The organism is Prauserella shujinwangii (assembly GCF_003001955.1).
Taxonomy (GTDB): Bacteria; Actinomycetota; Actinomycetes; order Mycobacteriales; family Pseudonocardiaceae; genus Qaidamihabitans; species Qaidamihabitans shujinwangii.
Map to the genome: position 1 here is coordinate 498,818 of NZ_PVNH01000003.1, position 23,158 is coordinate 521,975.

23 protein-coding genes are annotated in these 23,158 nt (G+C 72.6%); 16 read left to right on the plus strand and 7 right to left on the minus strand.

The window, feature by feature from the left end; genetic code table 11:
* Complete coding sequence (gene ccrA, locus B0I33_RS09015) at window positions 1–1,344, minus strand: crotonyl-CoA carboxylase/reductase (protein ID WP_106178090.1); 1,344 nt, start codon at window positions 1,342–1,344, stop codon at window positions 1–3.
* Between the two features lie 328 nt (window positions 1,345–1,672).
* Here ccrA and B0I33_RS09020 point away from each other — a divergent pair, with 328 nt between their 5' ends.
* Together B0I33_RS09020 and B0I33_RS09025 are read left to right on the plus strand one after the other, a co-directional pair.
* Window positions 1,673–2,050 (plus strand): SPW repeat protein, encoded by a 378-nt coding sequence (locus B0I33_RS09020; RefSeq protein ID WP_106178279.1) that lies wholly within the window; start codon window positions 1,673–1,675, stop codon window positions 2,048–2,050.
* Window positions 2,051–2,164: 114 nt separating this feature from the next.
* Window positions 2,165–2,791 (plus strand): TetR/AcrR family transcriptional regulator, encoded by a 627-nt coding sequence (locus tag B0I33_RS09025; RefSeq protein ID WP_106178091.1) that lies wholly within the window; start codon window positions 2,165–2,167, stop codon window positions 2,789–2,791.
* Here the strand turns inward: B0I33_RS09025 and mce are convergent.
* The gene (mce, locus tag B0I33_RS09030) at window positions 2,765–3,208 is read right to left on the minus strand and encodes a methylmalonyl-CoA epimerase (protein ID WP_106178092.1); all 444 of its coding nucleotides are present in this window, start codon (window positions 3,206–3,208) and stop codon (window positions 2,765–2,767) included. The two genes, B0I33_RS09025 and mce, sit on opposite strands and share 27 nt — an antisense overlap.
* A 152-nt stretch (window positions 3,209–3,360) precedes the next feature.
* On the opposite strand from mce, the gene B0I33_RS09035 reads away from it, so the two are divergent.
* Complete coding sequence (locus B0I33_RS09035; protein WP_106178093.1) at window positions 3,361–4,548, plus strand: acetyl-CoA C-acetyltransferase; 1,188 nt, start codon at window positions 3,361–3,363, stop codon at window positions 4,546–4,548.
* Window positions 4,548–5,507 (plus strand): methylmalonyl Co-A mutase-associated GTPase MeaB, encoded by a 960-nt coding sequence (meaB, locus tag B0I33_RS09040; RefSeq protein ID WP_106178094.1) that lies wholly within the window; start codon window positions 4,548–4,550, stop codon window positions 5,505–5,507. Before B0I33_RS09035 ends, meaB begins: the two co-directional genes overlap by 1 nt.
* Here the strand turns inward: meaB and pdxR are convergent.
* Window positions 5,494–6,882, minus strand: coding sequence for a MocR-like pyridoxine biosynthesis transcription factor PdxR (gene pdxR, locus B0I33_RS09045; protein ID WP_106178095.1), 1,389 nt, complete (start codon window positions 6,880–6,882; stop codon window positions 5,494–5,496). The two genes, meaB and pdxR, sit on opposite strands and share 14 nt — an antisense overlap.
* A 45-nt stretch (window positions 6,883–6,927) precedes the next feature.
* Here pdxR and B0I33_RS09050 point away from each other — a divergent pair, with 45 nt between their 5' ends.
* Together B0I33_RS09050 and B0I33_RS09055 are read left to right on the plus strand one after the other, a co-directional pair.
* Window positions 6,928–7,395 carry a carboxymuconolactone decarboxylase family protein gene (locus B0I33_RS09050; RefSeq protein ID WP_106178096.1) on the plus strand — a complete coding sequence of 156 codons (468 nt, stop codon included), beginning with the start codon at window positions 6,928–6,930 and terminating at the stop codon, window positions 7,393–7,395.
* 118 nt (window positions 7,396–7,513) lie between these two features.
* A complete protein-coding gene (locus B0I33_RS09055; protein WP_106178280.1) occupies window positions 7,514–8,260 on the plus strand; it encodes an isocitrate lyase/PEP mutase family protein in 747 nt (248 codons plus the stop codon).
* 23 nt (window positions 8,261–8,283) lie between these two features.
* Here B0I33_RS09055 and B0I33_RS09060 read toward each other — a convergent pair whose 3' ends face one another.
* Both B0I33_RS09060 and B0I33_RS09065 read right to left on the minus strand, forming a co-directional pair.
* Entirely contained in the window at window positions 8,284–9,306 is a 1,023-nt protein-coding gene (locus tag B0I33_RS09060) for a class I mannose-6-phosphate isomerase (protein ID WP_106178097.1), read from the minus strand.
* Window positions 9,303–10,286, minus strand: a complete 984-nt coding sequence (locus B0I33_RS09065) for a LacI family DNA-binding transcriptional regulator (protein ID WP_106178098.1) — start codon at window positions 10,284–10,286, stop codon at window positions 9,303–9,305. Before B0I33_RS09065 ends, B0I33_RS09060 begins: the two co-directional genes overlap by 4 nt.
* A 151-nt stretch (window positions 10,287–10,437) precedes the next feature.
* On the opposite strand from B0I33_RS09065, the gene B0I33_RS09070 reads away from it, so the two are divergent.
* The 3 genes from B0I33_RS09070 (at window position 10,438) to B0I33_RS09080 (ending at window position 13,020) form a co-directional block, all read left to right on the plus strand.
* Entirely contained in the window at window positions 10,438–11,343 is a 906-nt protein-coding gene (locus tag B0I33_RS09070; protein WP_106178099.1) for an ABC transporter ATP-binding protein, read from the plus strand.
* The gene (locus B0I33_RS09075; protein ID WP_106178100.1) at window positions 11,340–12,440 is read left to right on the plus strand and encodes an ABC transporter permease; all 1,101 of its coding nucleotides are present in this window, start codon (window positions 11,340–11,342) and stop codon (window positions 12,438–12,440) included. Before B0I33_RS09070 ends, B0I33_RS09075 begins: the two co-directional genes overlap by 4 nt.
* Before the next feature lie 217 nt (window positions 12,441–12,657).
* Complete coding sequence (locus B0I33_RS09080; protein WP_106178101.1) at window positions 12,658–13,020, plus strand: DUF3817 domain-containing protein; 363 nt, start codon at window positions 12,658–12,660, stop codon at window positions 13,018–13,020.
* Between the two features lie 80 nt (window positions 13,021–13,100).
* On the opposite strand, the gene B0I33_RS09085 is transcribed toward B0I33_RS09080, so the two are convergent.
* Window positions 13,101–13,601, minus strand: coding sequence for a MarR family winged helix-turn-helix transcriptional regulator (locus B0I33_RS09085; protein WP_106178102.1), 501 nt, complete (start codon window positions 13,599–13,601; stop codon window positions 13,101–13,103).
* Window positions 13,602–13,668: 67 nt separating this feature from the next.
* Here B0I33_RS09085 and B0I33_RS09090 point away from each other — a divergent pair, with 67 nt between their 5' ends.
* Both B0I33_RS09090 and trxA read left to right on the plus strand, forming a co-directional pair.
* Complete coding sequence (locus B0I33_RS09090; protein ID WP_106178103.1) at window positions 13,669–13,971, plus strand: MTH1187 family thiamine-binding protein; 303 nt, start codon at window positions 13,669–13,671, stop codon at window positions 13,969–13,971.
* A gap of 63 nt (window positions 13,972–14,034) precedes the next feature.
* Complete coding sequence (gene trxA / locus B0I33_RS09095) at window positions 14,035–15,006, plus strand: thioredoxin (protein ID WP_106178104.1); 972 nt, start codon at window positions 14,035–14,037, stop codon at window positions 15,004–15,006.
* Between the two features lie 48 nt (window positions 15,007–15,054).
* Here the strand turns inward: trxA and B0I33_RS09100 are convergent, their stop codons facing one another.
* Window positions 15,055–16,506 carry a neutral zinc metallopeptidase gene (locus B0I33_RS09100; RefSeq protein ID WP_106178105.1) on the minus strand — a complete coding sequence of 484 codons (1,452 nt, stop codon included), beginning with the start codon at window positions 16,504–16,506 and terminating at the stop codon, window positions 15,055–15,057.
* A 155-nt stretch (window positions 16,507–16,661) separates the two neighbouring features.
* On the opposite strand from B0I33_RS09100, the gene glgP reads away from it, so the two are divergent.
* From glgP to B0I33_RS09125, 5 genes are all read left to right on the plus strand, one after another.
* Window positions 16,662–19,229, plus strand: a complete 2,568-nt coding sequence (gene glgP, locus B0I33_RS09105) for an alpha-glucan family phosphorylase (protein ID WP_106178281.1) — start codon at window positions 16,662–16,664, stop codon at window positions 19,227–19,229.
* Window positions 19,230–19,348: 119 nt separating this feature from the next.
* A complete protein-coding gene (locus B0I33_RS09110) occupies window positions 19,349–20,113 on the plus strand; it encodes an ABC transporter ATP-binding protein (RefSeq protein ID WP_106178282.1) in 765 nt (254 codons plus the stop codon).
* 64 nt (window positions 20,114–20,177) lie between these two features.
* Entirely contained in the window at window positions 20,178–20,957 is a 780-nt protein-coding gene (locus tag B0I33_RS09115) for an enoyl-CoA hydratase/isomerase family protein (RefSeq protein ID WP_106178106.1), read from the plus strand.
* Between the two features lie 4 nt (window positions 20,958–20,961).
* Window positions 20,962–21,939 (plus strand): class I SAM-dependent methyltransferase, encoded by a 978-nt coding sequence (locus B0I33_RS09120; protein WP_106178107.1) that lies wholly within the window; start codon window positions 20,962–20,964, stop codon window positions 21,937–21,939.
* Window positions 21,940–21,943: 4 nt separating this feature from the next.
* The gene (locus tag B0I33_RS09125) at window positions 21,944–23,119 is read left to right on the plus strand and encodes a class I SAM-dependent methyltransferase (protein WP_106178108.1); all 1,176 of its coding nucleotides are present in this window, start codon (window positions 21,944–21,946) and stop codon (window positions 23,117–23,119) included.
* Window positions 23,120–23,158 lie beyond the last annotated feature (39 nt).

Sequence of the window (23,158 nt, forward strand, 5' to 3'; positions counted from 1 at the left end):
TCACACGCCCCGGAACGCGTTGATCCGATCGAGGTGCCGCTCGCGCAGGGCCGTGTTCCGCACGCCGAGGCCGTCCTCGGGAGCGAGGCAGCGCACGCCGACCTTGCCCTGGTGGAGGTTGCGGTGCACGTCGTAGGCCGCCTGCCCGGTCTCGGCGAGCGGGTACGTCCGCGAGAGCGTGGGGTGGATGTGCCCCTTGGCGATGAGCCGGTTCGCCTCCCAGGACTCGCGGTAGTTCGCGAAGTGTGAGCCGATGATCCGCTTCAGGTTCATCCACAGGTACCGGTTGTCGTACTGGTGCAGGTAGCCCGACGTCGACGCGCAGGTGACCACGGTGCCGCCCTTGCGCGCGGCGTAGACCGAGGCGCCGAACGTCTCCCTTCCGGGGTGCTCGAAGACGATGTCGGGGTCCTCGCCCCCGGTCAGCTCCCGGATCCGCGCGCCGAACCGCTGCCACTCCTGGGGATCCTGTGTGTTCTCGTCCTTCCAGAACCGGTAGCCCTCGGCGACGCGGTCGATGACGAGCTCGGCGCCCATCGTGCGGCAGATGTCCGCCTTTTCCGGGCTGGAGACCACGCACACCGGGATCGCGCCGCCGTTCAGTGCGTACTGCGTGGCGTAGGAGCCGAGGCCACCCGAGGCGCCCCAGATCAGCACGACATCGCCCTGCTTCATGTCGGCGCCGTTGCGCGAGACCAGCTGCCGGTAGGCGGTGGAGTTCACCAGCCCGGGACAGGCGGCTTCCTCCCACGTGAGATGGGCCGGCTTGGGCATCAGCTGATTGGCCTTCACGAGCGCGATCTCGGCCAGCCCGCCGAAGTTGGTCTCGAAGCCCCAGATCCGCTGCTCGGAGTCGAGCATCGTGTCGTTGTGCCCGTCCGGGCCCTCCAGCTCGACGTTGAGGCAGTGCGCGACCACCTCCTGGCCCGGCCGCCACGAGTGCACGCCGGGGCCGGTGCGCAGCACGACCCCGGAGAGGTCCGAGCCCACGACGTGGTAGGGCAGGTCGTGCCGCTTCGCCAGCGGCGAGAGCCTGCCGTAGCGCTGCAGGAACTTGAACGTCGGCAGTGGCTCGAAGATGGAGGTCCAGACCGTGTTGTAGTTGATCGCGCTGGCCATCACGGCCACCAGCGCCTCACCCGGGCCCAGCTCGGGCACCGGCACCTCGTCCAGCCGCAGCGACTTCCGTGGGTCCTTCTCGGTGCTGGGCAGGCCCGCGAACATCTCGACGTCCTCGGCGCGCACGGTCATCCCCCGGTAGGCCTCCGGCACCGGCAGGGAACCAACGGCCTCCAGGTTGTCGGTGAGGATGGCCTGCTGGATCTCGCTCAGCGCGCTCGCCATGGGGACCTCCGTGCATGGGTAGGGGCCTGCCGGCCAGGGGAACAGGCAACAGAAATTACTGGCCGGTAACCCGTTGCACAACCGTTCGCGAGGAGAGGCACGCCACCCGTCGCCCCGCCTGCTGTCATGAGTGGCTCGTCACTGGCACTTTTCGTCAGTAACGAGCCACTCATGACCATTTCACCCGTTCGGGAAGGGCGCGTGCCGCTGTTTGACCGGCTGGCCAACCAGGGAGCACCATGGAGGGGGGACCGCGGGGTTGGCGGCCTCCTCGCGGTGGACGTGGCCGCGTCCACCGCGCCACCCGTGCTCAACGGAGGTGATCACGATGGCTGACACTTCGGCGACCTCGGCACGTCCCTGGACCCGGCCGCACGACTGGGCGGAGGTCGTCCTGGGCGTGGTGCTGGCCCTCTCACCGCTGTGGCTGGACACCAGCACGGCCGCGATGTGGACGATGATCGTGCTGGGCGCGCTCATCGCGATCGACGGCCTGGCCTCGCTCGCGATGCCCGGTATGGTCTACGGCGAGGGCATCCAGATCGTGCTCGGCGCGCTGGCGGTCGTCTCGCCGTGGGTCATGAGCTACACCGACCTGACCGGCGCGGCGTGGACGTCCTGGATCGTCGGCGCCCTGACGATCATCGCCGGGGCGGCGGCACTGCCGCTGGCCAGCACCGCACACCGGACGGCCGGTCAGCACTGACCGGTCCGTGGCACCCGTACGTCGGGCCCGCACCGGCGGCCGTCCGGCCGTCGGCGCGGGCCCCGCGTTCGTCGTGTTCGCCCACCGTCACCGGTGCGACCGAGAGGAACAGCCATGGCCCGCACGAAATCCGGGGACCGGGACGACCCCTCGGCGCGGGAACGGATCCTGCTCGCCGCCGAACGGCTGTTCGCCGAGCTGGGCTTCACGGCCACCCCCACGTCGCGGATCGCGGAGGTCGCCGGCGTCCCCAAAGGTCTGGTCCACTACTACTTCCGCCGCAAGCGCGACCTGCTCACCGCGCTGGTGGGACGGCTGCCCGACGAACGGATCGACGTCGCCTCCGTGGCCGTCCCCGGTGATCTCGCGGAGAGCCTGCGCAGGCTCGTCGCCGAGCACGACCGGCGGCTGAGCACCTCCCGGGTGCTGTCCCACCTGCTCTGGCGCGAGGCCGACACGCACCGCGCCGTCCGGGACGCCCTGCGGTCGCGGCACGGCGAGCTGGTGCGGCAGGTGCGCGCGGTGATCGTCACCGCGGCGGGGCCGAACGCGCTGCCCGAGGCCGACGTGGACGGTGCCGCCGCGCTGGTGGCGCTCGCCGTGGGATACCGGCACTCGATGGCCCGGCATGAAGACGACGCTTCCCCCGGGGAGATGGAGCGCGAGCTGGAGTTCATCGCGAACGCGCTCACCGCTCGCGCCGCGACGGCGCCGTCAGTGCCCGGCGGCGGGCTGCACTAGCTCCACCAGCACCCCGCCTGCGTCCTTGGGGTGCACGAAGTTGACCTTGCTGCCCGCGGTGCCGCGCCGCGCCTCGGGGTAGAGCAGCCGCAGGCCCTTGGCGCGCAACGCGGCCGCGGCGGCCTCGACGTCGGTCACGCGGTACGCCAGCTGCTGCAGGCCGGGCCCCTTGGTGTCGAGGAACTTGCCGATCGTCGAGTCCGGGCGCAGCGGGGCGAGCAACTGCACCGCGGGGCCGTTCTCGTCGCCCGGCGCGTGCAGCATGGCCTCCCGCACGCCCTGCTCCTCGTTGACCTCGGTGTGGGTGGCCTCCAGACCGAAGTTCCCGGAGTAGAAGGCGATCGCGGCGTCGAGGTCGGGCACGGCGACCCCGACGTGGTCGATCGTGGTGACGTACGGCTTCAGCGCCTCGTTCATAACCAGCAGGATAGGACCTGCGCGCGCCGGCCGACCGTGCTCCGCCTCACAGGGGCGGATTCCGGCCGGGTTTCGATTCAGCGGTGCCGCCTGCCGTATCGTCGGCTGACAGGCTTGTTCGGCTGCTCGTGCGATGACGCTTGGAGGCTGTTGTGACCGGTTCCGTGATCCTCGGTGCCGCCCGTACGCCGATCGGCAGGCTGCTCGGCTCGCTGAAGGACTTCTCCGGAGCCCAGCTCGGCGGGTTCGCCATCAAGGCCGCGCTGGAGCGGGCGGGCGTCTCGCCGGACGCGGTGCAGTACACGATCATGGGTCAGGTGCTCACCGCGGGCGCGGGCCAGATTCCCGCCCGCCAGGCGGCCGTCGCGGCCGGTATCGGCATGGACGTGCCCGCGCTCACCGTCAACAAGGTCTGCCTCTCCGGGCTCGACGCCATCGCGCTTGCCGACCAGCTGATCCGCGCCGGTGAGTTCGACCTCGTCGTCGCGGGCGGGCAGGAATCGATGACCCAGGCGCCGCACCTGCTGCCCAAGTCCCGCGCCGGGTTCAAGTACGGCGACACCGCGCTCGTCGACCACATGGCCTACGACGGCCTGTTCTGCGCGTTCGACCAGTGCGCGATGGGTGCCTCCACCGAGAAGTTCAACTCCCGCTACGGCATCAGCCGCGAGGACCAGGACGCCTTCGCCGCCCGCTCGCACCAGCGCGCGGCCGCCGCGACGGAGCAGGGCCTGTTCGCCGAGGAGATCGTCGACATCGAGATCCCGCAGCGCAAGGGTGACCCGGTGGTGTTCGGCACCGATGAGGGCGTGCGCGCCGACACCACCGCGGAGAGCCTGGCCAAGCTGCGGCCCGCCTTCGCGGCGGACGGCACCATCACCGCGGGCTCCGCCTCGCAGATCTCGGACGGCGCGGCCGCGGTGGTGGTGGCCAGCCCCGCGAAGGCGGAGGAGCTCGGGCTCGAACCGCTCGCGGAGATCGGGGCGCACGGCGTGGTCGCCGGGCCCGACGCCAGCCTGCACGAGCAGCCCGCGAACGCGATCAACGCCGCGCTGGGCAAGGCGAAGCTGGAGGCGGGAGACCTCGACCTCGTGGAGATCAACGAGGCCTTCGCCGCGGTCGGGCTCGTGTCCACCCGGAAACTCGGCCTGGACCAGGACCGGGTCAACGTCAACGGCGGCGCGATCGCGCTGGGCCACCCGATCGGCGCGTCCGGCGCCCGGCTCGCCGTGCACCTCGCCTACGAGCTGCGCCGCCGTGGCGGTGGCCTCGGTGCCGCGGCCCTGTGCGGTGGCGGCGGCCAGGGCGACGCGCTGCTGATCCGCGTGCCGAAGCGCTAGTGGCGGACGTCGGTGATCTCGTCGGGCGGGCGCGGGACGGTGAGCCCCGCGCCGTCGCCCGGCTGATCTCGCTGGTCGAGGACGCGCACCCGCGGCTGCGCGAGGTCGCCGCCGCGCTCACGCCGTACACCGGAAACGCGCAGGTCGTCGGGCTCACCGGGCCGCCGGGGGTGGGCAAGTCCACCTCGACGTCGATGCTGCTCACCGCCCTGCGCGCGGAGGGCAGGCGGGTCGGCGTGCTCGCGATCGACCCTTCGTCGCCGTTTTCCGGCGGTGCCCTGCTCGGTGACCGGATCCGGATGGGTGAGCACGCCACCGACCCCGGTGTCTTCATCCGGTCGATGGCGACCCGAGGCCACCTCGGCGGGCTGGCGTGGGCCACCCCGCAGGCCGTCCGGGTGCTCGACGCGGCAGGCTTCGACGTGGTGCTCATCGAGACCGTCGGTGTAGGACAGTCCGAAGTGGACGTTGTGCGGCTCGCGGACACCACCGTGGTGCTGCTGGCTCCCGGCATGGGCGACGGCATCCAGGCGGCGAAGGCCGGCGTGCTGGAGATCGCGGACGTGTTCGTGGTCAACAAGGCCGACCGGGACGGCGCCGACGTCACCGTCCGCGAGCTGGAACAGCTGGTGTCGATGACCCGCAGGGAGGTGCGCGGCCGGTCGTGGCGGCAGCCGGTCGTGCGGACCGTCGCCGCCGAGGGGAAGGGCGCCGACGCCGTCGTGCGGGCGCTGGCCGGGCACCGGGCCTGGCTGGAGGAGCACGGCGAGCTGCGGCGCCGCCGTGTCGCCAGGGCGAGCGGCGAAGTGGAGGCCGTCGCCGTGCAGCGACTGCGCGCGGAGCTGGGCGAGCTGCGGGGCGGCGAACGGCTGGCGCAACTCGCCGAGGCGGTGGTCGGCCGGGAACTCGACCCGTACGCCGCCGCCGACGCGCTCGTCGCCGAGCTCAGGCGAGGTTGACGTCCGCGAGCGTCGCCAGCAGGGCCCGCACCGTGGGCTGGAACGCGTGCTCGGCCGGAGCGCCGTAGCCGAGAACGAGACCCTGCGGGTGCGGTCCCGGCCGCACCCAGTGCGGGCCGAGCGGCTGCACCGTCAGCGAGTGACGGCGGGCGGCGCCGAGCACGGCGTCCTCGCCGGGACCGTCGCCGGGCAGCATCAGCACCAGTTGCAGGCCCGCGGAGATCCCGTCCGGCACGAGGTGCTCCGGCAGGGCGGCCAGCAGTCGGTCGCGGCGGGACCGGTAGACGCCGCGGCAGCGGCGGACGTGCCGGTCGTAGCCGCCGGAGTCGAGCAGCTCCGCGAGCACGAGCTGTTCCAGCACCGGCGGACGCCAGCCGCTGTCGGCCATCGCGGCGCGCACCGGCTCCACCAGCGTGCGCGGCAGCACCAGCCAGCCGAGCCGCAATCCCGGGGCCAGCGTCTTGCTGGCCGTGCCCGCGTAGGCGATCCGCTCCGGCGCGAGCGCCTGCAGCGCCCCGACGGGTTCGCGGTCGAACCGGAACTCGCCGTCGTAGTCGTCCTCGATCACGAACGCGCCCGCCGTGCTCGCCCACCGCGCCAGCTCGCCGCGCCGGTGCGGTGCCAGCGTCACCCCGAGCGGGAACTGGTGTGCCGGGGTGACCATGACCGCCGGACTGTCCAGTTCGGACGTCACGAGCCCGTCGGCGTCGACCGGCACCCCGGTCACCCTGGCGCCCGCGGCCTCGGCGATGCGCCGGAACGCCCACAGGGACGGGTCCTCGAAGGCGATCTCCCGGTCGCCCCGTGCGGCCAGGGCGGTGGCGAGCAGCCAGGTGGCGTGCGAGTGCCCGCCGCAGACGACGATGCGGTCCGGGTCGGCGACCACACCCCGGCTGCGGGCCAGGTAGCGGGCGAGTGCGGCTCGCAGCGCCGCGACGCCCCGCTCCTCCAGGTAGCCGAACTCGGTGGCGGGCGTGCGCTGCAGGACCCGCCGGGTGGCCGCCAGCCACTCGGTGCGCGGAAACGCCGAGAGATCGGGCTGCCCCGGCTGGAGCGTCCACCGGGTGACGGGTTTCTCCGGGCGGGAACGCGGAGGCGAGGAGGGCCGTTCGACGCCGCTGGCCACGCGGGTGGGCGCGCCCTGGGCCGTCCGCACGTAGCCCTCCGCGGCCAGGTCGGTGTAGACGCGGGTGACGGTTCCCCTGGCGACGCCGAGGTCCGCCGCGAGCGCGCGGGTGGAGGGCAGCGTGGCGCCGGGCGGCAGGCGGCCGCTCCGGATGGCGTCGCGGAGCGCGTCGGCGAGCCCGGACCTGCCGGTGGCCGGATCCCAGTCGAGGTGAAGGTCCGGTGCGGCACTGGACCACGAATCTGTCACAACACTGGACCATATCGTGGACCAGTCCCGTGGTTGGGTGAAGGTGTGAGTGATCGAATCAAGTTCGGCCCGGTGGTGCCGGACGCCTACCAGCATCTGTTGTCCCTCAGCGGTGCCGTCGAGAAGGCGGTGGCGAACGCGGGTCTCGACCGGCGGCTCGTCGAGCTGGTCAAGCTCCGCGTGTCCCAGCTCAACGGCTGTGCCTTCTGCGTGGACAAGCATTCGCGGGACGCGAGGACGATCGGGGAGACCGAGCGGCGGGTGCACCTGCTGCCCGTGTGGCGGGAGACCACGTGCTACACCGAGCAGGAACGGGCCGCGCTGGAGCTCGCCGAGGCGATGACCACACTCTCGCAGCACCACGAGGTGCCCGACGCGGTGTACGAGCGGGCGACGTCGGTGTTCACCGAGGAGCAGTACGCGGCCGTCGCGTGGGCGGCCACCGCGATGAACGCGCTCAACCGGCTGGGTGTGGCCAGCCGGCTGCCGCTGCCCGACCAGGACGCCTCGTGAGCGCCGCCCCGAGCTCCCCAATGTGGCATTGGTGGCGTTCAACGCACCGAATGCCGCATTGGGTGCGCACGGGCCGCGTCGTGAGCGAGGAGCGCGCTGCCCGGCGTGCGGGGTGCCGGTGACGGCGGCGCGCCTCCGCGCCCTGCACGTGCCGGGCTCGCCGCTGGTGCTGCCGAACGTCTGGGACGCCGGATCGGCACGGCTGGTGGCGGCCGCGGGGTTCCCCGTGGTCGCCACCAGCTCGGCCGCGGTCGCCGAGACACTCGGCTACTCCGACGGCGAGGATGCCCCGGCCGCGGAGATGTTCGCGGCCGCCGCACGGATCGTGCGGGCGGTTCCGGTGCCGGTCACCGTCGACGTCGAGGCGGGCTACGGGCTCGATCCGGCCGAGCTGGCGCGGCGGGTGCTCGACACCGGGGCGGTCGGGTGCAACCTGGAGGACACCGACCCGGCGACGGGCCGCCGCCGCGACCCGGCGGAGCAGGCGGACCGGCTGGCGGCCCTGCGTGCCGCGGCGGGGGACGCGCTGGTGATCAACGCGCGGATCGACACCTTCCTCGACGGCGGGGACGAGCACGCCGCGCTGCCGGAGGCGCTCGACCGGGCCCGCCGGTACCTCGGTGCGGGGTCCGACTGTGTGTACCCGATCCACGTGCGCGACCCGGAGGTGATCCGTGCTTTCGCCGGGGCGGTGGCGCCCGCGGCGGTGAACGTGACGTCCCTGCCGGGCATGCCGGAGCCGGTGCGCCTCGCCGAGCTGGGTGTCGCCCGCCTCTCGCTGGGCGCCGGCCTGTGGCGGGCGAGCCAGGACTGGCTGGCGGACCGGCTGGCCGCCCTCGCCGAACGCACCGCGCCTCGTGCGTGAAAACGTCGTGGGAACCACGTTCCTCACGCACGAGGCGGGCGGCACCGGATCACCGTCGTCTCGCCGGTGAGCTCCAGCTCACCCGCGGCGTGCGGGACGACGAGCGTGTCACCCCTGGTGACCGGCAGCTCGGCGCCGTGCTCGGTGCGCAGGGTGCCCGTGCCGTCGAGCACCACGAGCACGGAGAAGGACGGTGCCAGCGCGAGCGCGGGTCGCGGGCGCAGCCGGTCGGCGCGGAAGAAACCGGCCGCGCCCGGCACCAGCAGGTCCACAGTGGGCGAATCGTGGTCCGCGGTGTGCCGGATCAGCCCGCGCAACCGGTCGTCGTCCCAGCCGGACCGGTCGAGTGCCGCCAGCGCCGTGTCGAAGCCGATGCCGAGGTGGCCCTCGTCCGGGGCGCGGAGGAAGTCGCGCCACTCCATCGTCAGCGAGAAGTCGGTGGGCTGCTGCAGCTCCACCACGAACACGCCCGCGCCGATCGCGTGCGGCAGCCCGGCCGGGATGTACACGGTGTCGCCGGGGCGTACCGCGATCCGGTTGAGGGCGTCCAGCATGGCGGGGGCGTCCTGGCCGCGCACCCACTCGCCGATCGTCCCCGCGCTGTGCGCCTCCCGGAAACCCGCGTACACCACGGCGTCGGGACCGCCGGTGCCCACCACGATCCACGCCTCCGTCTTGCCGAAGTGCGAGTCGAAGTGCTCGCGGGCGAACGCGTCGGAGGGGTGGAAGTGCACGGGCAGCCGCTGCCCCGCGTCGAGGAGCTTCACCAGCAGCGCGGTGGAGTCGCCGAACGCGGCGACGTGCCCGGCCCCGAGCCAGCCGTGCGGGTCGGCGTGCACGGCGTCCCGCAGCCACCGGCCGTCGGGCAGCAGGCTCAGTCCCTGGGTGTCCCGGCCGAACCGGGTCGTGGTGGACGCGACCCAGTCCTCGGGGCCGAACTCGGCCGAACCGGGATGGCCGCGCAGCGCGGCGATGGCCTCCCCGCCCCGGTAGAACTGGGGTGGCTGGTTGGCGGGGAGCCGGACGGGTTCGGGCCGCGCGCTCATGCCGCGACCTCGCCGGATCCACGCGCTTCGATTCGCACGGGCAGCACGACCTTTCTCGGTGGGGACTGATCTCCGCGCACCCGGGCCAGCAGCAGCTCGGCCGCCGCCTCCCCGAGCGCGCTGACGTCGTGTGCGACGACGCTGACCGGCGGGTCCAGCAGGTCGGCCAGCTCGAAGTCGTCGAAGCCGACCAGCGCGGGCCTGCGCCCGGCCCCGGCCAGCGCGCGCACCAGGTGCACGGTCACCCGGTTGTTGCCCGCGACCACGGCGGTCGCCGGGTCGGGACACGTCAGCACGCGGTGGGCGGCCTCGGCGACGCTCTCCCGGGTCGGCGTGCGCATGACCACGAGCCGCTCGGCGCACGGCACGCCCGCGGTGGCGCATCCTTCCCGGAAGCCGCGCAGCCGCTCCGCCGCGGTGAAGATCTCCGGGCTGTCGGCGACGAACGCGATCCGGCGGTGCCCGTGGGCCACGAGGTGGGCCACCGCCGCGGCGGTGCCGCCCGCGTTGTCCACGAGCACGGTGTCGGCGGCGATGTCGCCCGGGGGCCGGTCGACGAACACGACCGGGGTGCCTGCGCGCATCTCCGGCAGGAGGTACCCGTGCCGCGTTCCCGCCGGCACCACGAGCAGGCCGTCCACCCTGCGTGCGCAGAACTCGAGCGCCAGCTCCCGCTCCCGGTCGGGGATCTCCTCCGAAGAGCCCGTGAGCACCCGCCTGCCGTGCCGGATCGCGATGCGCTCCACCGCGCGGTGCAGCTCGGAGTAGAAGGGGTTCCCGACGTCCTCCACGATGAGCCCGAGCGTGCCGGTGCCGGAGCCGCGCCGCAGGTTGCGGGCGCCGAGGTTGCGCCGGAAGCCGAGCCGTTCGATGGCCGCGAGCACCCGGTCGGCGGTGTCGGGATGCACCGAAGGCTCGTCGTTCACGACCCGCGACACGGTCTTGATGCTCACTCCGGCGAGGCGGGCCACGTCGTTCATCGTGGGCCGCCGACCGTGCCGGTCGTCGGGAGACAACGTTGTCATGATGTCGTGATTCCACCGGAGCCGGACGGCCCATGTCAACGACGGAACGCGAATGTTTTTGCCCGATTTCCCCGTGCCGTGTCGGCCAGCCCGATACATTGCCGCCATGAGCCCACCTGCCCTGACCGTCACCGACCTGACCATGAGCTACGGGGAACTCCGTGCCGTCGACGGCGTGTCGTTCGAGGTGGCGGAGGGTGAGTTCGTCGGCATCCTCGGGCCCAACGGGGCCGGCAAGACCACCACCCTGGAGATCGCCGAGGGCCTGCGGGAGCCGGACAGCGGAACGGTGCGCCTGCTCGGCGAGTCGCCGTGGCCGCGCAACCTCGCGCTGCTGCCGAGGATCGGTGTGCAGCTGCAGGCCTCCGCGTTCTTCGAGAAGCTCACGGCGCGCGAGCAGCTGGAGACCTTCGGCGCGCTGTACGGAGTCGGCTCGGCCAGGGTCGACGAGATGCTGGACCTCGTCGGCCTCTCCGACAAGGCAGGGACCCCGGAGGCGAAGCTCTCCGGGGGCCAGCGGCAACGGCTGTCCATCGCCTGCGCGCTCGTGCACGACCCCGACGTGGTGTTCCTCGACGAGCCGACCGCGGCGCTCGACCCGCAGGCCCGCCGCAACCTGTGGGACGTGCTGCGCGAGATCCAGGCCAGGGGCAAGACCATCGTGTACACCACGCACTACCTCGACGAGGCCGAGGTGCTGTGCGACCGGGTCGCGATCATGGACCAGGGCCGGATCCTCGCCATGGACACGCCCGCGCGGCTGGTGCGCGACCTCGACGCGGCCACGCACGTGACGCTGGAGCGCGGCGCGCTGCCCGCCGACGACGCGCGGGCGCTGCCCGGCGCGGACGGGGTCACCCAGGACGAGGTGTCGCTCACCATCGCGACCCGGGCCCCGGCGCCGCTGCTCACCGCGCTCGCCGAGCGCGGCACCCTGGACGGCCTGCAGGTGCGCACCGCGACGCTGGAGGACGTGTTCCTCCACCTGACGGGCAGGGAGTACCGGGCATGACGGTCACCGAGGAACGCGAGCGCACCCGGCCGCGCCCCGCCACCGTGTCCGGCTCGTCGTCGTTCCGCGCGCTGTCCGTGGCGATGTTCAAGGGCTTCGTGCGCGACAAGGCGACGCTGTTCTTCACGTTCCTGTTTCCGCTGATGTTCCTGCTGATCTTCGGCCTGATCTTCGGCAACCAGGGCGCGTCGAAGACGGAGGTCGGCGTGGTCGGCGAGGGGCAGGTGATCCAGGCACTGGAGCGCTCGGAGGCGGTGGAGCTCAAGCGGATGGACAGCGCCGAGGCCGCGGAGCAGCAGGTGCGCTCCGGCGACCTTCCGGCGTTCGTGGCGCAGGACGGCACCGACGTGACGCTGCGGTTCGCGGCCAGCGACCGGACCCGGGCCGGCACGGTGTACGGCATCGTGCGCGGTGTCGTGGACCGCGTCAACGTCGCCGCCACCGGCCAGCCGCCGCGTTTCGAGCTGGACTCCGCCCAGGTGGAGGACTCCTCGCTCAAGCCGATCCAGTACCTCGCGCCGGGGCTCATGTCGTGGGCCGTCTCGATCGCCGCGGTGTTCGGCGCGGCGCTGACGTTCGTCAACTGGCGCAAGAAGCAGGTGCTACGCCGCCTGCGGCTGGCCCCCGTGTGGCCGCTGACGGTGCTCGGTTCGCGGTTGGTGGTCTCGCTCGGCGTCGCACTGCTCCAGTTCGGTGTCTTCGTGGGCATCGCGCTGCTGCCGGTGTTCGGCCTGCAGCTGTCCGGCCAGTGGTGGCTGGCCGTCCCGCTGCTGCTGCTCGGCACCCTCGCGTTCTTCTCGGTGGGCATGCTCATCGGCGCCCTGTGCAAGACCGAGGAGTCCGCCAACGGAGCCTCCAACCTGGTCGTGCTGCCGATGGCCTTCCTCTCGGGCGCGTTCTTCCCGACCGACCTCATGCCGCAGTGGCTGCAGAACGCGGCGCAGGTGCTCCCGATGCGGCACCTCAACGAGGGCATGCTCGACGTCATGGTGCGCGGCGAGGGCGTGGACGCGCTGGCCGTCCCCGCGCTCGTGCTGGTCGCGTTCACCGCCGTGCTCGGCCTGCTCGCCGCGAAACTGTTCCGCTGGGAGGACTGAACGGCCCGGTCGTGACTATGCTCACCGGCGCCCCGGTGTTCCGGTGACGGCCCTCACGCCTCACACTGGTATCACAACGTCCGACAGCGTGGTTGACGTGAACGAGAGCTCTCGGAGTCGACCACCCCGTCGGCGGGTCCTCGCGGGAGTCCTCGAACCTATCCCTTTGGGTGCGTCGTGATGACACTGCTCTCGCAGTGGGACTGAGGAGGAAGCCTTGTCGAACAAGGCCGCTGTCTTGTTCCGGGTGGCTGCCATCGCCGAGGCCTTTTCGTGGGCCGGACTGTTGATCGGCATGTTCTTCAAGTACGTCGTGGAGCTCGGCGAGGGCGGCGTGCCCGTGCTGGGCATGGTGCACGGAGTGCTGTTCGTGCTCTACGTCGTCGTGTCCCTCGCGGTGTTCCGCCCGCTCGGCTGGAGCCCGAAGCTGCTCCTCGTCGCCCTGCTCGCCGCCGTGCCGCCGATGTTCACCTGGCTGTTCGAGAAGTGGGCGCTGCGCAGGGGCAAGCTCGACGGCCCCGGCCGGCTCGCCCACGGCGGCACCGGCCTGATCGTGCACAGCGAACCCGCCCGGGTCTGACCTCCGCCCGACTCCGCGGGCAGTGAAGGCCACCTTCAGTGCGTTGAGCGCAGTGAAGGTGGCCTTCACTGCGGCCCGGGTCACTCGTCGAAGTCGCCCGCGGCCTTGCGGACCTTCGTCAGCAGCTCGGTGAGCTGCTCGGTCTGCTTCTGGGTGAGCCCGACCAGCCCGAAGTCGATCGCGGTGACGGCCTTCGTCGCGTCCTCGCGCCGCTGCCTGCCGTCGTCGGTGATCTCGACCAGTGTGGTGCGCCGGTCCGTCGGGTGCGGGACCCGCTTGACCAGCCCGTCCTTCTCCAGCCGGTCGACGATGTTGGTGACGCTGGTCGGGTGCAGCTGGAGGCGCTCGCCCATCACCCGCATCGGCAGGCTGGAGCGGCGTGCGAACGTGAGCAGCACGAGCGCCTCGTACCGCGCGAAGGTCAGCCCGTGGGGCTTGAGCGCGCCGTCGACGGCCGATTGGATGATCTGCTGAACCCGCATCACCCCGGTCGCCGCGGCCATGGTCGTGGCAGGCCCGGTGCGGTCTTCCCAGAGCTGCGCCGCGCGGGCGATCGGGTCGAACGGCAGCGGACGCTTCATGGCGGTCGAAGCTACCAGCGGGTACCGGCAGGGTGGGGGCGGGTACCACCGACACGAGGAGAAACACATGATCGTCGCATTCAGTGTCAGCCCCGCGGGCGGAGACGACGACGGGAGCGTCAGCGAGGCGGTGGCGCGGGCCGTCCGGGTGGTGCGGGAGTCCGGGCTGCCGAACTCGACCAACGCGATGTTCACCAACGTCGAGGGCGAGTGGGACGAGGTGATGGACGTCGTCAAGCGCGCCGTGGCCGCCGCGGGGGAGGGATCGCCGCGGGTGAGCCTCGTGCTCAAGGCGGACATCCGCCCCGGCTACGAGGGCCAGCTGGACGCCAAGGTCGACCGCGTCGAGCAACACCTCGACGACGCGTGACCGCTCGGCGACATTGGCACCACCAGGCTGAACCGGTCCACCGGCCCGTGCCAGGATGGAGACGTGACACACCCACGCGGATCAGCAGGCAACCAAGCAGCCATGTCCGCCGCGCTGTCCGGAGCGGTGGACCTCTCCGGGCTCAAGGCGCGGGCGGAGACCGCCGGGCAGCAGCCGTCCGACGGCGCGGGCGGCGCGGCGCCGCAATCGGGTGGCGCGGTCATCGACGTCACCGAGTCGACCTTCCAGCGCGAGGTCGTGGAGCGGTCGCTGCAGACACTCGTCGTCGTGGACCTGTGGGCGGACTGGTGCGGTCCGTGCAAGCAGCTCAGCCCGGTGCTGGAGAAGCTGGCCCACGAGGCCAACGGCGCCTGGGTGCTGGCCAAGGTCGACGTCGACGCCAACCCGCGCATCTCGCAACTGTTCGGCGTGCAGTCCATCCCCACGGTCGTCGCGATCGCGGGCGGGCAGCCGGTGACCGCGTTCTCGGGGGCGCAGCCGGAACCGCAGCTGCGGCAGTGGTTGAACGAGCTGCTCGACGCGCTGCGCGACCAGCTGCCCGGCATCCGGCAGGCCGAGGAGGCCGGTGGCGCCCCGGCAGGGGCGGAGGACCAGGGAGAGCCGGAGGACCCGCGGTTCACCGAGGCCGAGGACGCGTTCGAGCGCGGTGACTTCGCCGAGGCGGAGGCGGCGTACCAGCGGATCCTGGACAGCGAGCCGGCCAACGAGCAGGCCAAGGCCGCGCTGGTCCAGGTGCGCTTCGCCCGGCGGGCGAGCGAGGCGGACCCGTCGGCCGTGGCGAGGGCGGACGCGGACCCGGGTGACCTGGACGCGCAGATCGCCGCCGCGGACTACGAGGTCGCGCAGGTCGACGCCGAGCGCGGGTTCGCCCGCCTGATCGACACCGTGCGCCGCACCTCGGGCGAGGACCGCGACCGGGTGCGCGGGCACCTGCTCGAGCTGTTCGAGCTGTTCGACCCGGCCGACGAGCGCGTCGTCAGGGCGCGGCGGAACCTGGCCAGCGCGCTGTTCTGACTCGTGAGCGCGGAGCGTGGTTAGAACCACGTTCCGCGCTCACGAGCCTCAGCCGTACTGGCGGGTGCAGGGCTCGGAACCCTTCAGGTAGCCCACGCGCAGGGCCTCCACCCTGGCGAACCCGTTCGCCACCGGATGGCCGTTGACGTCGGCGGCGATGAGGCTGCGGGGCCGCAGCAGCTCGGCGATCGCCTCGTCCAGGTCGCCGGGGGAGAGGCGGAGCACGTTGCCGTCCCCGTCGGCCGCGCCCGCCCACGCCCCGACGAGGCACGCGGTGCGCAGCCCGGCGTTGGCGTCGTCCAGCGTCGCGCCGACGCCCTGCTGGATGCCCTGGGTGTAGCGCGAGGCCACCTCGGCGAACGCCGCGAAGTCGCCGAGGCCGCCCGCCGACTCGGTGCCCTCGAACTCGGCCTCCCGGTCCACGGGCTGCCCCAGCTGGTACAGCTCGGCCAGGTCGATGCTGACCGTGTTCGTGTCCGGGCAGTACGTCGCGGGCGGGGTGGCCGGGCCGTCCGGGCACGACCCGCCACCCGCGACGATGCGCGGGCCGTCCACGCCGGCCCCGGCGAACGCCTGGTCCAGGCTCTGCTGCACGAGCGCCATCATCTCCTCGTTGATCGGCGCGTCCCCGTCGTTGTTGTCCTCCGGGTGGAACGGCTGCTCGGTGATCCGCGCGTCGACGTCGGCCTGGTCGATCGCGGCACACCGCTCGGCGCCCCGCTCGAAGCCGAGCTGGAAGGCGTAGGTGCGATCGAAGGCGCTGCCGTGCGCCCCGTGGTCCGACGCCGACTGCCCGGCCTCGTCCCGGATGAAGAACAGGGAGGCGAGCACCTGGTTGAGCCCTTCGGACGTGGACACCACGAAGTACTCGCTGTTGTTCTCCGCCATCCACCGGAAGTACGTGCCGGTGAAGCAGTCGGCCTGCTGTTCCTTCACGATCGTCGAGGTGTTCTCGTCGATGCCCGCCTTCGGGCCGAGCCGGTACTGGATGGCGTGCCCGTACTCGTGGCCGAGCACGGTGACGATCGCCATCGGGCCGAACCGCTCGCGCAGCAGCGGGAGCAGCAGCTTCCGGTCCCACGCCACCATGTCCTCGGGCGGGCAGTAGAAGGCGTTCATCGCGGCGTCGGCGGTCGAGCCGCCGCAGACCTCGACCTTCGTGCCGTCCGGGTCGTACGACAGGAGCCTGCCCACCGGTGCGAACCGCTGCCGGAACACCGCGGGCAGGGTCTGTGCCCAGTAGTCGGTGACATCGGCGATCGCCGCCGCCGCGAGCCGGTCCTCCGTGCTGCCGGTGATGCCCTGGATCCGGACGTCCGGCTTCGGCGCGTCCGGCCGCAGCCCGCTCTCGAAGTGCGTCACGGGCAGCCCGGCCACGTCGCCGATCGTCAGCGGCTGCCCGTCCGTCGTGGACGAGCACGCGCCGGAGACCACCGCGACCGCCGCGAGAAGCGCTCCCAGCACCGGGAGCCGGGCAGCGTACCCCCCTGTCCGAACCATGAGGGGAACCCTACTCACGGCGGGCTCCGCGTACGGGCGGAACCGCCGATCGGGGACCGGCGGGCGCGCGGGGGGACGAGGTGAGGACGATCACCGGCGCGGCCCCCGTCCGGGGCGGCGCCACCGGGGTCCACCGCCCGCTATGGTCGCTGACCATGAAAGCAGTCCGCCGGTTCACCGTGCGTGCGAGCGTGCCCGAGGAGCTGTCGGGGCTCACCGCGCTCGCGACCAACCTGCGCTGGACGTGGCACCCGCCGACGCGGGACCTGTTCGCGTCCATGGACGACCCGCTGTTCCGGCGGATCCGCGACCCGCTGCGGATGCTGACGGCGGTGCCGGCCGAGCGGTTGCGGGAGCTCGCGGCGGACGAGGACTTCCTGGCGCGCACGCGGGCGGCCACCGAGGACCTCGAGCGCTACCTGACCGAGCCCCGCTGGTACCAGCGCAGGGCGGCGGAAGGGGACGGGCAGCGCTGCCCGGAGGGCGTCGCGTACTTCTCGATGGAGTTCGGCGTGCACGAGGCGCTGCCGAACTACTCCGGCGGGCTCGGCGTGCTCGCCGGTGACCACCTCAAGGCGGCCTCCGACCTGGGCGTGCCGATGATCGGGGTCGGCCCGCTCTACCGGTCCGGCTACTTCCGCCAGTCGCTCTCGCTCGACGGCTGGCAGGTCGAGCACTACCCGGTGATCGATCCGAGCGGGCTGCCGCTGGAACTGCTCACCGAGCCCTCCGGCGAGCCCGTGCTCGTGCACGTCGCGATGCCCGGCGGCCGGGAGCTGCGGGCGCAGGTCTGGCTGGCGCGGGTCGGCCGGGTGCCGCTGCTGCTGCTGGACACCGACATCGACGGCAACGACGACGATCTGCGTGGCGTCACCGACCGGCTTTACGGCGGCGACGCCGACCACCGCATCCGGCAGGAGATCCTCGCCGGCATCGGCGGGATGCGCGCCGTGCGCCGCTACTGCGAGCTGACCGGGCACCCGCAGCCGGAGGTGTTCCACACCAACGAGGGGCACGCCGGGTTCCTCGGGCTGGAGCGGGCGCGGGAGATCCTCGCCGCGGGCGGGCCCGGCTTCGACGAGGTGCTGCAGGCCGTGCGCGCGGGCACCGTGTTCACCACGCACACCCCCGTCTCGGCCGGTATCGACCGGTTCCCCGTCGACCTGGTGCAGCGTTACTTCGGTGACGGGAGGCTGCTGCCCGCCATCGACGTGCGCCGCGTGCTCGCGCTGGGAGCCGAGGACAACCCCGGCATGTTCAACATGGCCCACATGGGCCTGCGGCTCGCGCAGCGGGCCAACGGCGTCTCCGCGCTGCACGGCCGGGTGTCGCGCCGCATGTTCGCGCGGCTGTGGCCGGGGTTCGACGAGGACGAGGTGCCGGTCCGGTCGGTCACCAACGGCGTGCACGGCCCGACCTGGGTGGCCAGGGAGATGAGCGCGCTGCTCGGCGGCAGCGACGAGGAGTGGGGGCACGACGGTCCCGGCTCCTCCGGTGGCCCGGGCTCCGGCATCGACGGCGGGGTGACCGACGAGCAGCTGTGGGACCTGCGCCGCGACCTGCGCGCCAAGCTGGTCGCCGAGGTGCGCCGCCGGGCCAGGGACGCGTGGCTGCAGCGCGGCGCCTCGGCGCTCGAGCTCGGCTGGACCGAGCGGATCTTCGACCCCGACGTGCTGACGGTGGGTTTCGCGCGGCGGGTGCCGACGTACAAGCGGCTCACGCTGATGCTGCGCGATCCCGACCGGCTTCGGGCGCTGCTGCTCGACGACGACCACCCGATCCAGGTGGTGGTCGCGGGCAAGTCGCATCCCGCCGACGAGGGTGGCAAGGCGCTGATCCAGCAGATCGTCCGCTTCGTCGACGACCCCGCGGTGCGGCAGCGGATCGTGTTCCTGCCCGACTACGACATGTCGATGGCCCGCTACCTCTACCGGGGTTGCGACGTCTGGCTGAACAACCCGACGCGGCCGCTCGAGGCCTGCGGCACCTCCGGCATGAAGGCGGCGCTCAACGGCTGCCTCAACCTGTCGATCCGCGACGGCTGGTGGGACGAGTACTACGACGGCAGCAACGGCTGGGCGATCCCCACCGCCGACGGCGTGAGCGACCCGCTCGTGCGCGACGACCTGGAGGCCGCGGCCCTGTACGACCTGCTGGGGCAGCAGATCGCGCCGCTGTTCTACGACCGCGACCCGAACGGCGTGCCGAAGGGCTGGCTGTCGATGATCTGGCATACGCTGCGCACGCTCGGCCCGCGCGTGCAGGCCTCGCGCATGGTGCGGGAGTACGTCGAGTCGTACTACCTGCCCGCGGCCACGACGGTCGCGGACGCGACGGCGGACTCCTACGCGGGCTCGCGCTCGCTCGCCGAGTACCGCAGGCGGCTCGACACGTACTGGAGCCGGGTGCGGGTGGTGGACACCGACCTGACCGTGGACGGTGACTCGCTCGTGGTGGGCACGGAGGCGCGGGTCCGGGCGCGGATCGACCTCGCCGGGCTCGGCGAGTCCGAGGTGTCGGTGCAGGCCGTGGTCGGGCGGGTGGGCGACACCGACGACCTGCACGACGTGGTGACCGTTCCGATGGAGCCGTCCGGGCGGGGTGAGTTCACCGCCCGGCTGCGGTTGCCGCACGCGGGCGCGCTCGGCTACACCGTCCGGGTGCTGCCTCGTCACCGCCTGCTCGCGAGTCCGGCCGAGCTCGGCAAGGTGGTGCACGCGTGAGTGAACGCGGCCCCGGGGGGCGGGCACCGGCCGAGCGCCCGGGCCGGGACAATGGCCTCGTGAGTGCGCAGGAACGGGAGACGGTCGTACCGGAGAACCTGGACGATCTGGTGATCCACATGTCCGGGGTCGGGGTCCGGCGAGGAGGCAACAAGCTGCTCGCCGATCTCGACTGGTCCGTCGAACTGGACGAACGCTGGGTCGTCCTCGGGCCGAACGGGGCCGGCAAGACCACCCTGCTCAAGCTCGCGGCCGCGGAGCTGCACCCCACCAACGGCGCCGTGCACGTCCTCGGTGAGCGGCTCGGCCGGGTCAATGTGTTCGAGCTGCGCACCCGGATCGGCTTCACCTCGGCGGCGCTCAACGGCCGGGTGCCGCCGGAGGAGACCGTGCGTGACGTCGTCGTCAGCGCCGGGTACGCGGTGCTCGGCCGCTGGCGGGAGGAGTACGAGACGCTCGACACCGAGCGCGCCGACGAGCTGCTCGCCGCGCTCGGCATCGGTCACCTCGCCACCCGTACCTACGGGACGCTGTCGGAGGGTGAGCGCAAGCGCACGCTGATCGCCCGCTCGCTGATGACCGATCCGGAACTGCTGCTGCTCGACGAGCCCGCGGCCGGACTCGACCTCGGTGGCCGGGAGGACCTGGTGGCGCGGCTGTCCACGCTGGCGTTCGACCCGGACGCACCGGCCATGGTGCTGGTGACCCACCACGTCGAGGAGATCCCGCCCGGCTTCACCCACGCGCTGTTGCTCGGGGAAGGGCGTTCGGTCGCCGCCGGGCTGATCGACGACGTGCTGACCAGCGAGAACCTGTCCGCGACGTTCGGCCAGGAGCTGCTGCTGGAGCGTTCGGGCGACCGGTTCTTCGCCCGGCGCCGGTAACCGGTTCTACCGGCGGGTAACCTGCCGGGACAGCGATGGCGCAGAAGACGCAGAGGAGGTAGGCGTGGGCGAGTTCGTACGTCTCGACGTCGAGGCGGGTGTCGGCACGATCCGGCTGGACAAGCCACCGGTCAACGCGCTGAACAACCAGGTGCAGGCCGAGCTGGGGGAGGCCGCGCGGGAGGCGACCGACCGGGACGACGTCCGTGCCGTGATCCTCTACGGCGGGGAGAAGACCTTCGCCGGTGGCGCGGACATCAAGGAGATGGCCGCGCGCTCGTACGTCGAGATGCAGCCGTTCGCGACCGCGCTGTCGGCGTCGCTGACCGCGCTGGCCGAGATCCCCAAGCCCACGGTCGCCGCGATCACCGGTTACGCCCTCGGCGGCGGGCTGGAGCTCGCGCTGACCGCCGACCGGCGCATCGCGGGTGACAACGTCAAGGTCGGCCAGCCGGAGATCCAGCTCGGCATCATCCCCGGCGCGGGCGGCACCCAGCGGCTCGCCCGGCTCATCGGCCCGAGCAAGGCGAAGGATCTCGTCTACACCGGCCGGTTCGTGCGGGCCGACGAGGCGCTGGCGCTCGGGATCGTGGACGAGGTCGTGGCCCCCGATGACGTGTACGCCACCGCGCACCGGTGGGCCGCGCAGTTCGTGAACGGGCCCGCCGTCGCGCTGAAGGCGGCGAAGGCCGCGATCGACGGCGGCCTCGACACCGACCTGCGCAACGGGCTGCGACTGGAGACCAGTCTCTTCGTCGGGCTGTGGGCGACCGAGGACCAGCGCACCGGCATGCAGTCGTTCATCGAGAACGGGCCGGGCAAGGCCACGTTCACCGGGCGGTGACGCGATGACCGAGGTGACCGATCCCGCGCCCAACCCGCACGCCACCGAGGAGCAGGTGCGGGCCGCGTTCGCGGACCCGAAGCTCGCCAACGTGCTCTACCACGACTGGGAGGCGGGCACGTACGACGAGAAGTGGTCGATCTCGTACGACGAGCGCTGCATCTCCTACGCCACCGACGTGTTCACCGCGGTCGCGGGTGAGCCCGCCGAGCCCTACGGGCACGCGATGGAGCTCGGCAGCGGCACCGGCTTCTTCCTGCTCAACCTCATGCAGGGCGGGATCATCAAGAAGGGCTCGGTCACCGACCTCTCGCCCGGCATGGTGGAGGTCGCCCTGCGCAACGCCCGGCAGCTCGGACTCGACGTGGACGGGCGGGTGGCCGACGCGGAGCGGATCCCGTACCCCGACGACACGTTCGACCTCGTCGTCGGCCACGCGGTGCTGCACCACATCCCCGACGTGCCCGCCGCGTTCGGCGAGGTGCTGCGGGTGCTCAAGCCGGGCGGCCGGTTCGTCTTCGCCGGGGAACCGACGAAGATCGGCGACCACTACGCCCGCAGGCTGGGCCAGCTGACGTGGTGGCTCACCACCAACGTCACGAAGCTCCCCGCGTTGCGGGGCTGGCGCAGGCCGCAGGAGGAGCTCGACGAGTCCTCGCGTGCCGCCGCGCTGGAAGCGGTGGTCGACCTGCACACGTTCGACCCGTCCCGGTTGGAGCGCATGGCGCTGGCCGCGGGCGCGGTGGACGTGCGTGCCGTGACCGAGGAGCTCGCCGCGGCACTGGCGGGCTGGCCGATCCGGACGTTCGAGGCCGCGGTGCCGCAGGAGCGGCTGACGCTGCGCTGGCGCCTGTTCGCCTACCACCTGTGGCTGCGGCTGTCCGCTGTGGACAAGAAGCTGCTCGCGAAGGTGCTGCCGCGTGAGCTTTTCTACAACGTGATGATCACCGGTACCAAACCGCCCGCCCCCGTGGACCTGTAGCACCTTGCCGTACGCGTTCTCGCTCGCCGACGTGGAGTTCCTGCGCTCGCCGGAGGGCGAGGACGCCCTCGCCCGGTGCGCACACCTGCCGCTGACCGACGCCAGCCGGATCGCCGATGTGGCCGCCGCCCGCCGGATGGTGGGCGAGCGGTACGCGGCGGTGCTGGAGACCGTCGTGCTGCGGCGGAAGGCCGGGGCCAAGGTCGCCCGGCCGGAGCGCTGGCTGTTCGGCGAGGACGCGCTGCAACAGGCCAGCGCCGCACCGGTGGCGGCGCACCGCGCGCGGCGGCTGGCCGGCCGGGACGTGCACGACGTCACCTGCTCGGTCGGCGCGGACCTGGTCGAGCTGGCGCGGACGGCGAGCCGCTGCGTCGGGTCCGATGTGGACGCCGTGCGGCTCGCGATGGCCAGGCACAACTGCGGAGCGGAGGGGGCCGAGCCGCTGCTGGTGCGGGCCGACGCCCTGCGGCCGGTCACCAGGGACTGCGTCGTGGTGGCCGATCCCGCGCGGCGGGACGCGGCGGGCAGGCGCACGTGGCGGCCGGCCGACTTCGTGCCCGCACTGGACGAGCTGGCACGGGTGTACGAGCACCGGGACCTGGCCGTGAAGTGCGCGCCGGGGATGGACCCCGCGGCCGTGCCGTGGGCGCGGGAGTTCGAGGTCGTTTCCCTCGACGGTCAGGTGCGCGAGGCCTGCCTGTGGAGCGCCGGGCTCGGCTCGGTGTCGCGGCGAGCCACCGTGCTGCGCTCCGACGGTACGGAGTGGACGGTCACCGACGCCGAGCCGGACGACGTGCCGGTGGCCGAGCCGGGAGAGTGGATCGTCGACCCCGACGGTGCGGTGGTGCGGGCCGGGCTGGTGCGGCAGTACGGCGCCCGGCACGGGCTGTGGCAGCTGGACGAGCGGATCGCCTACCTGACCGGCGACCGGCCGCCGCCCGGTGTGCGGGCGTTCCGGGTGCTGGAGTTCGAGGGCTACAGCGAGAAGAACCTGCGGGCGGCGCTGCGGCGGCACGGCGTCGGGCGGGTGGAGATCCTGGTGCGCGGCCTCGATGTGGATCCGAACGCGCTGCGCCGCAGGCTCAAGCCGAGCGGGCCGGCCGAGGCGAGCGTGGTGCTCACCCGCGTCGGCCGCACCGCGGTGCAGTTCCTCTGCCGCGCCGAACGCGTTCCGGCCTAGGCGGGGCACCGCGGAAGGTTTCGTTCCGGAATCGGTGCC

Coding starts and splice junctions, on each gene's coding strand:
- ccrA (WP_106178090.1), bottom strand. CDS start 1,344: ATGGCGAGCGCGCTGAGCGAGATCCAGCAGGCCATCCTCACCGACAAC.
- B0I33_RS09020 (WP_106178279.1), top strand. CDS start 1,673: ATGGCTGACACTTCGGCGACCTCGGCACGTCCCTGGACCCGGCCGCAC.
- B0I33_RS09025 (WP_106178091.1), top strand. CDS start 2,165: ATGGCCCGCACGAAATCCGGGGACCGGGACGACCCCTCGGCGCGGGAA.
- mce (WP_106178092.1), bottom strand. CDS start 3,208: ATGAACGAGGCGCTGAAGCCGTACGTCACCACGATCGACCACGTCGGG.
- B0I33_RS09060 (WP_106178097.1), bottom strand. CDS start 9,306: ATGAGCGCGCGGCCCGAACCCGTCCGGCTCCCCGCCAACCAGCCACCC.
- B0I33_RS09065 (WP_106178098.1), bottom strand. CDS start 10,286: ATGAACGACGTGGCCCGCCTCGCCGGAGTGAGCATCAAGACCGTGTCG.
- B0I33_RS09070 (WP_106178099.1), top strand. CDS start 10,438: ATGAGCCCACCTGCCCTGACCGTCACCGACCTGACCATGAGCTACGGG.
- B0I33_RS09075 (WP_106178100.1), top strand. CDS start 11,340: ATGACGGTCACCGAGGAACGCGAGCGCACCCGGCCGCGCCCCGCCACC.
- B0I33_RS09085 (WP_106178102.1), bottom strand. CDS start 13,601: ATGAAGCGTCCGCTGCCGTTCGACCCGATCGCCCGCGCGGCGCAGCTC.
- B0I33_RS09090 (WP_106178103.1), top strand. CDS start 13,669: ATGATCGTCGCATTCAGTGTCAGCCCCGCGGGCGGAGACGACGACGGG.
- B0I33_RS09100 (WP_106178105.1), bottom strand. CDS start 16,506: ATGGTTCGGACAGGGGGGTACGCTGCCCGGCTCCCGGTGCTGGGAGCG.
- glgP (WP_106178281.1), top strand. CDS start 16,662: ATGAAAGCAGTCCGCCGGTTCACCGTGCGTGCGAGCGTGCCCGAGGAG.
- B0I33_RS09110 (WP_106178282.1), top strand. CDS start 19,349: ATGTCCGGGGTCGGGGTCCGGCGAGGAGGCAACAAGCTGCTCGCCGAT.
- B0I33_RS09120 (WP_106178107.1), top strand. CDS start 20,962: ATGACCGAGGTGACCGATCCCGCGCCCAACCCGCACGCCACCGAGGAG.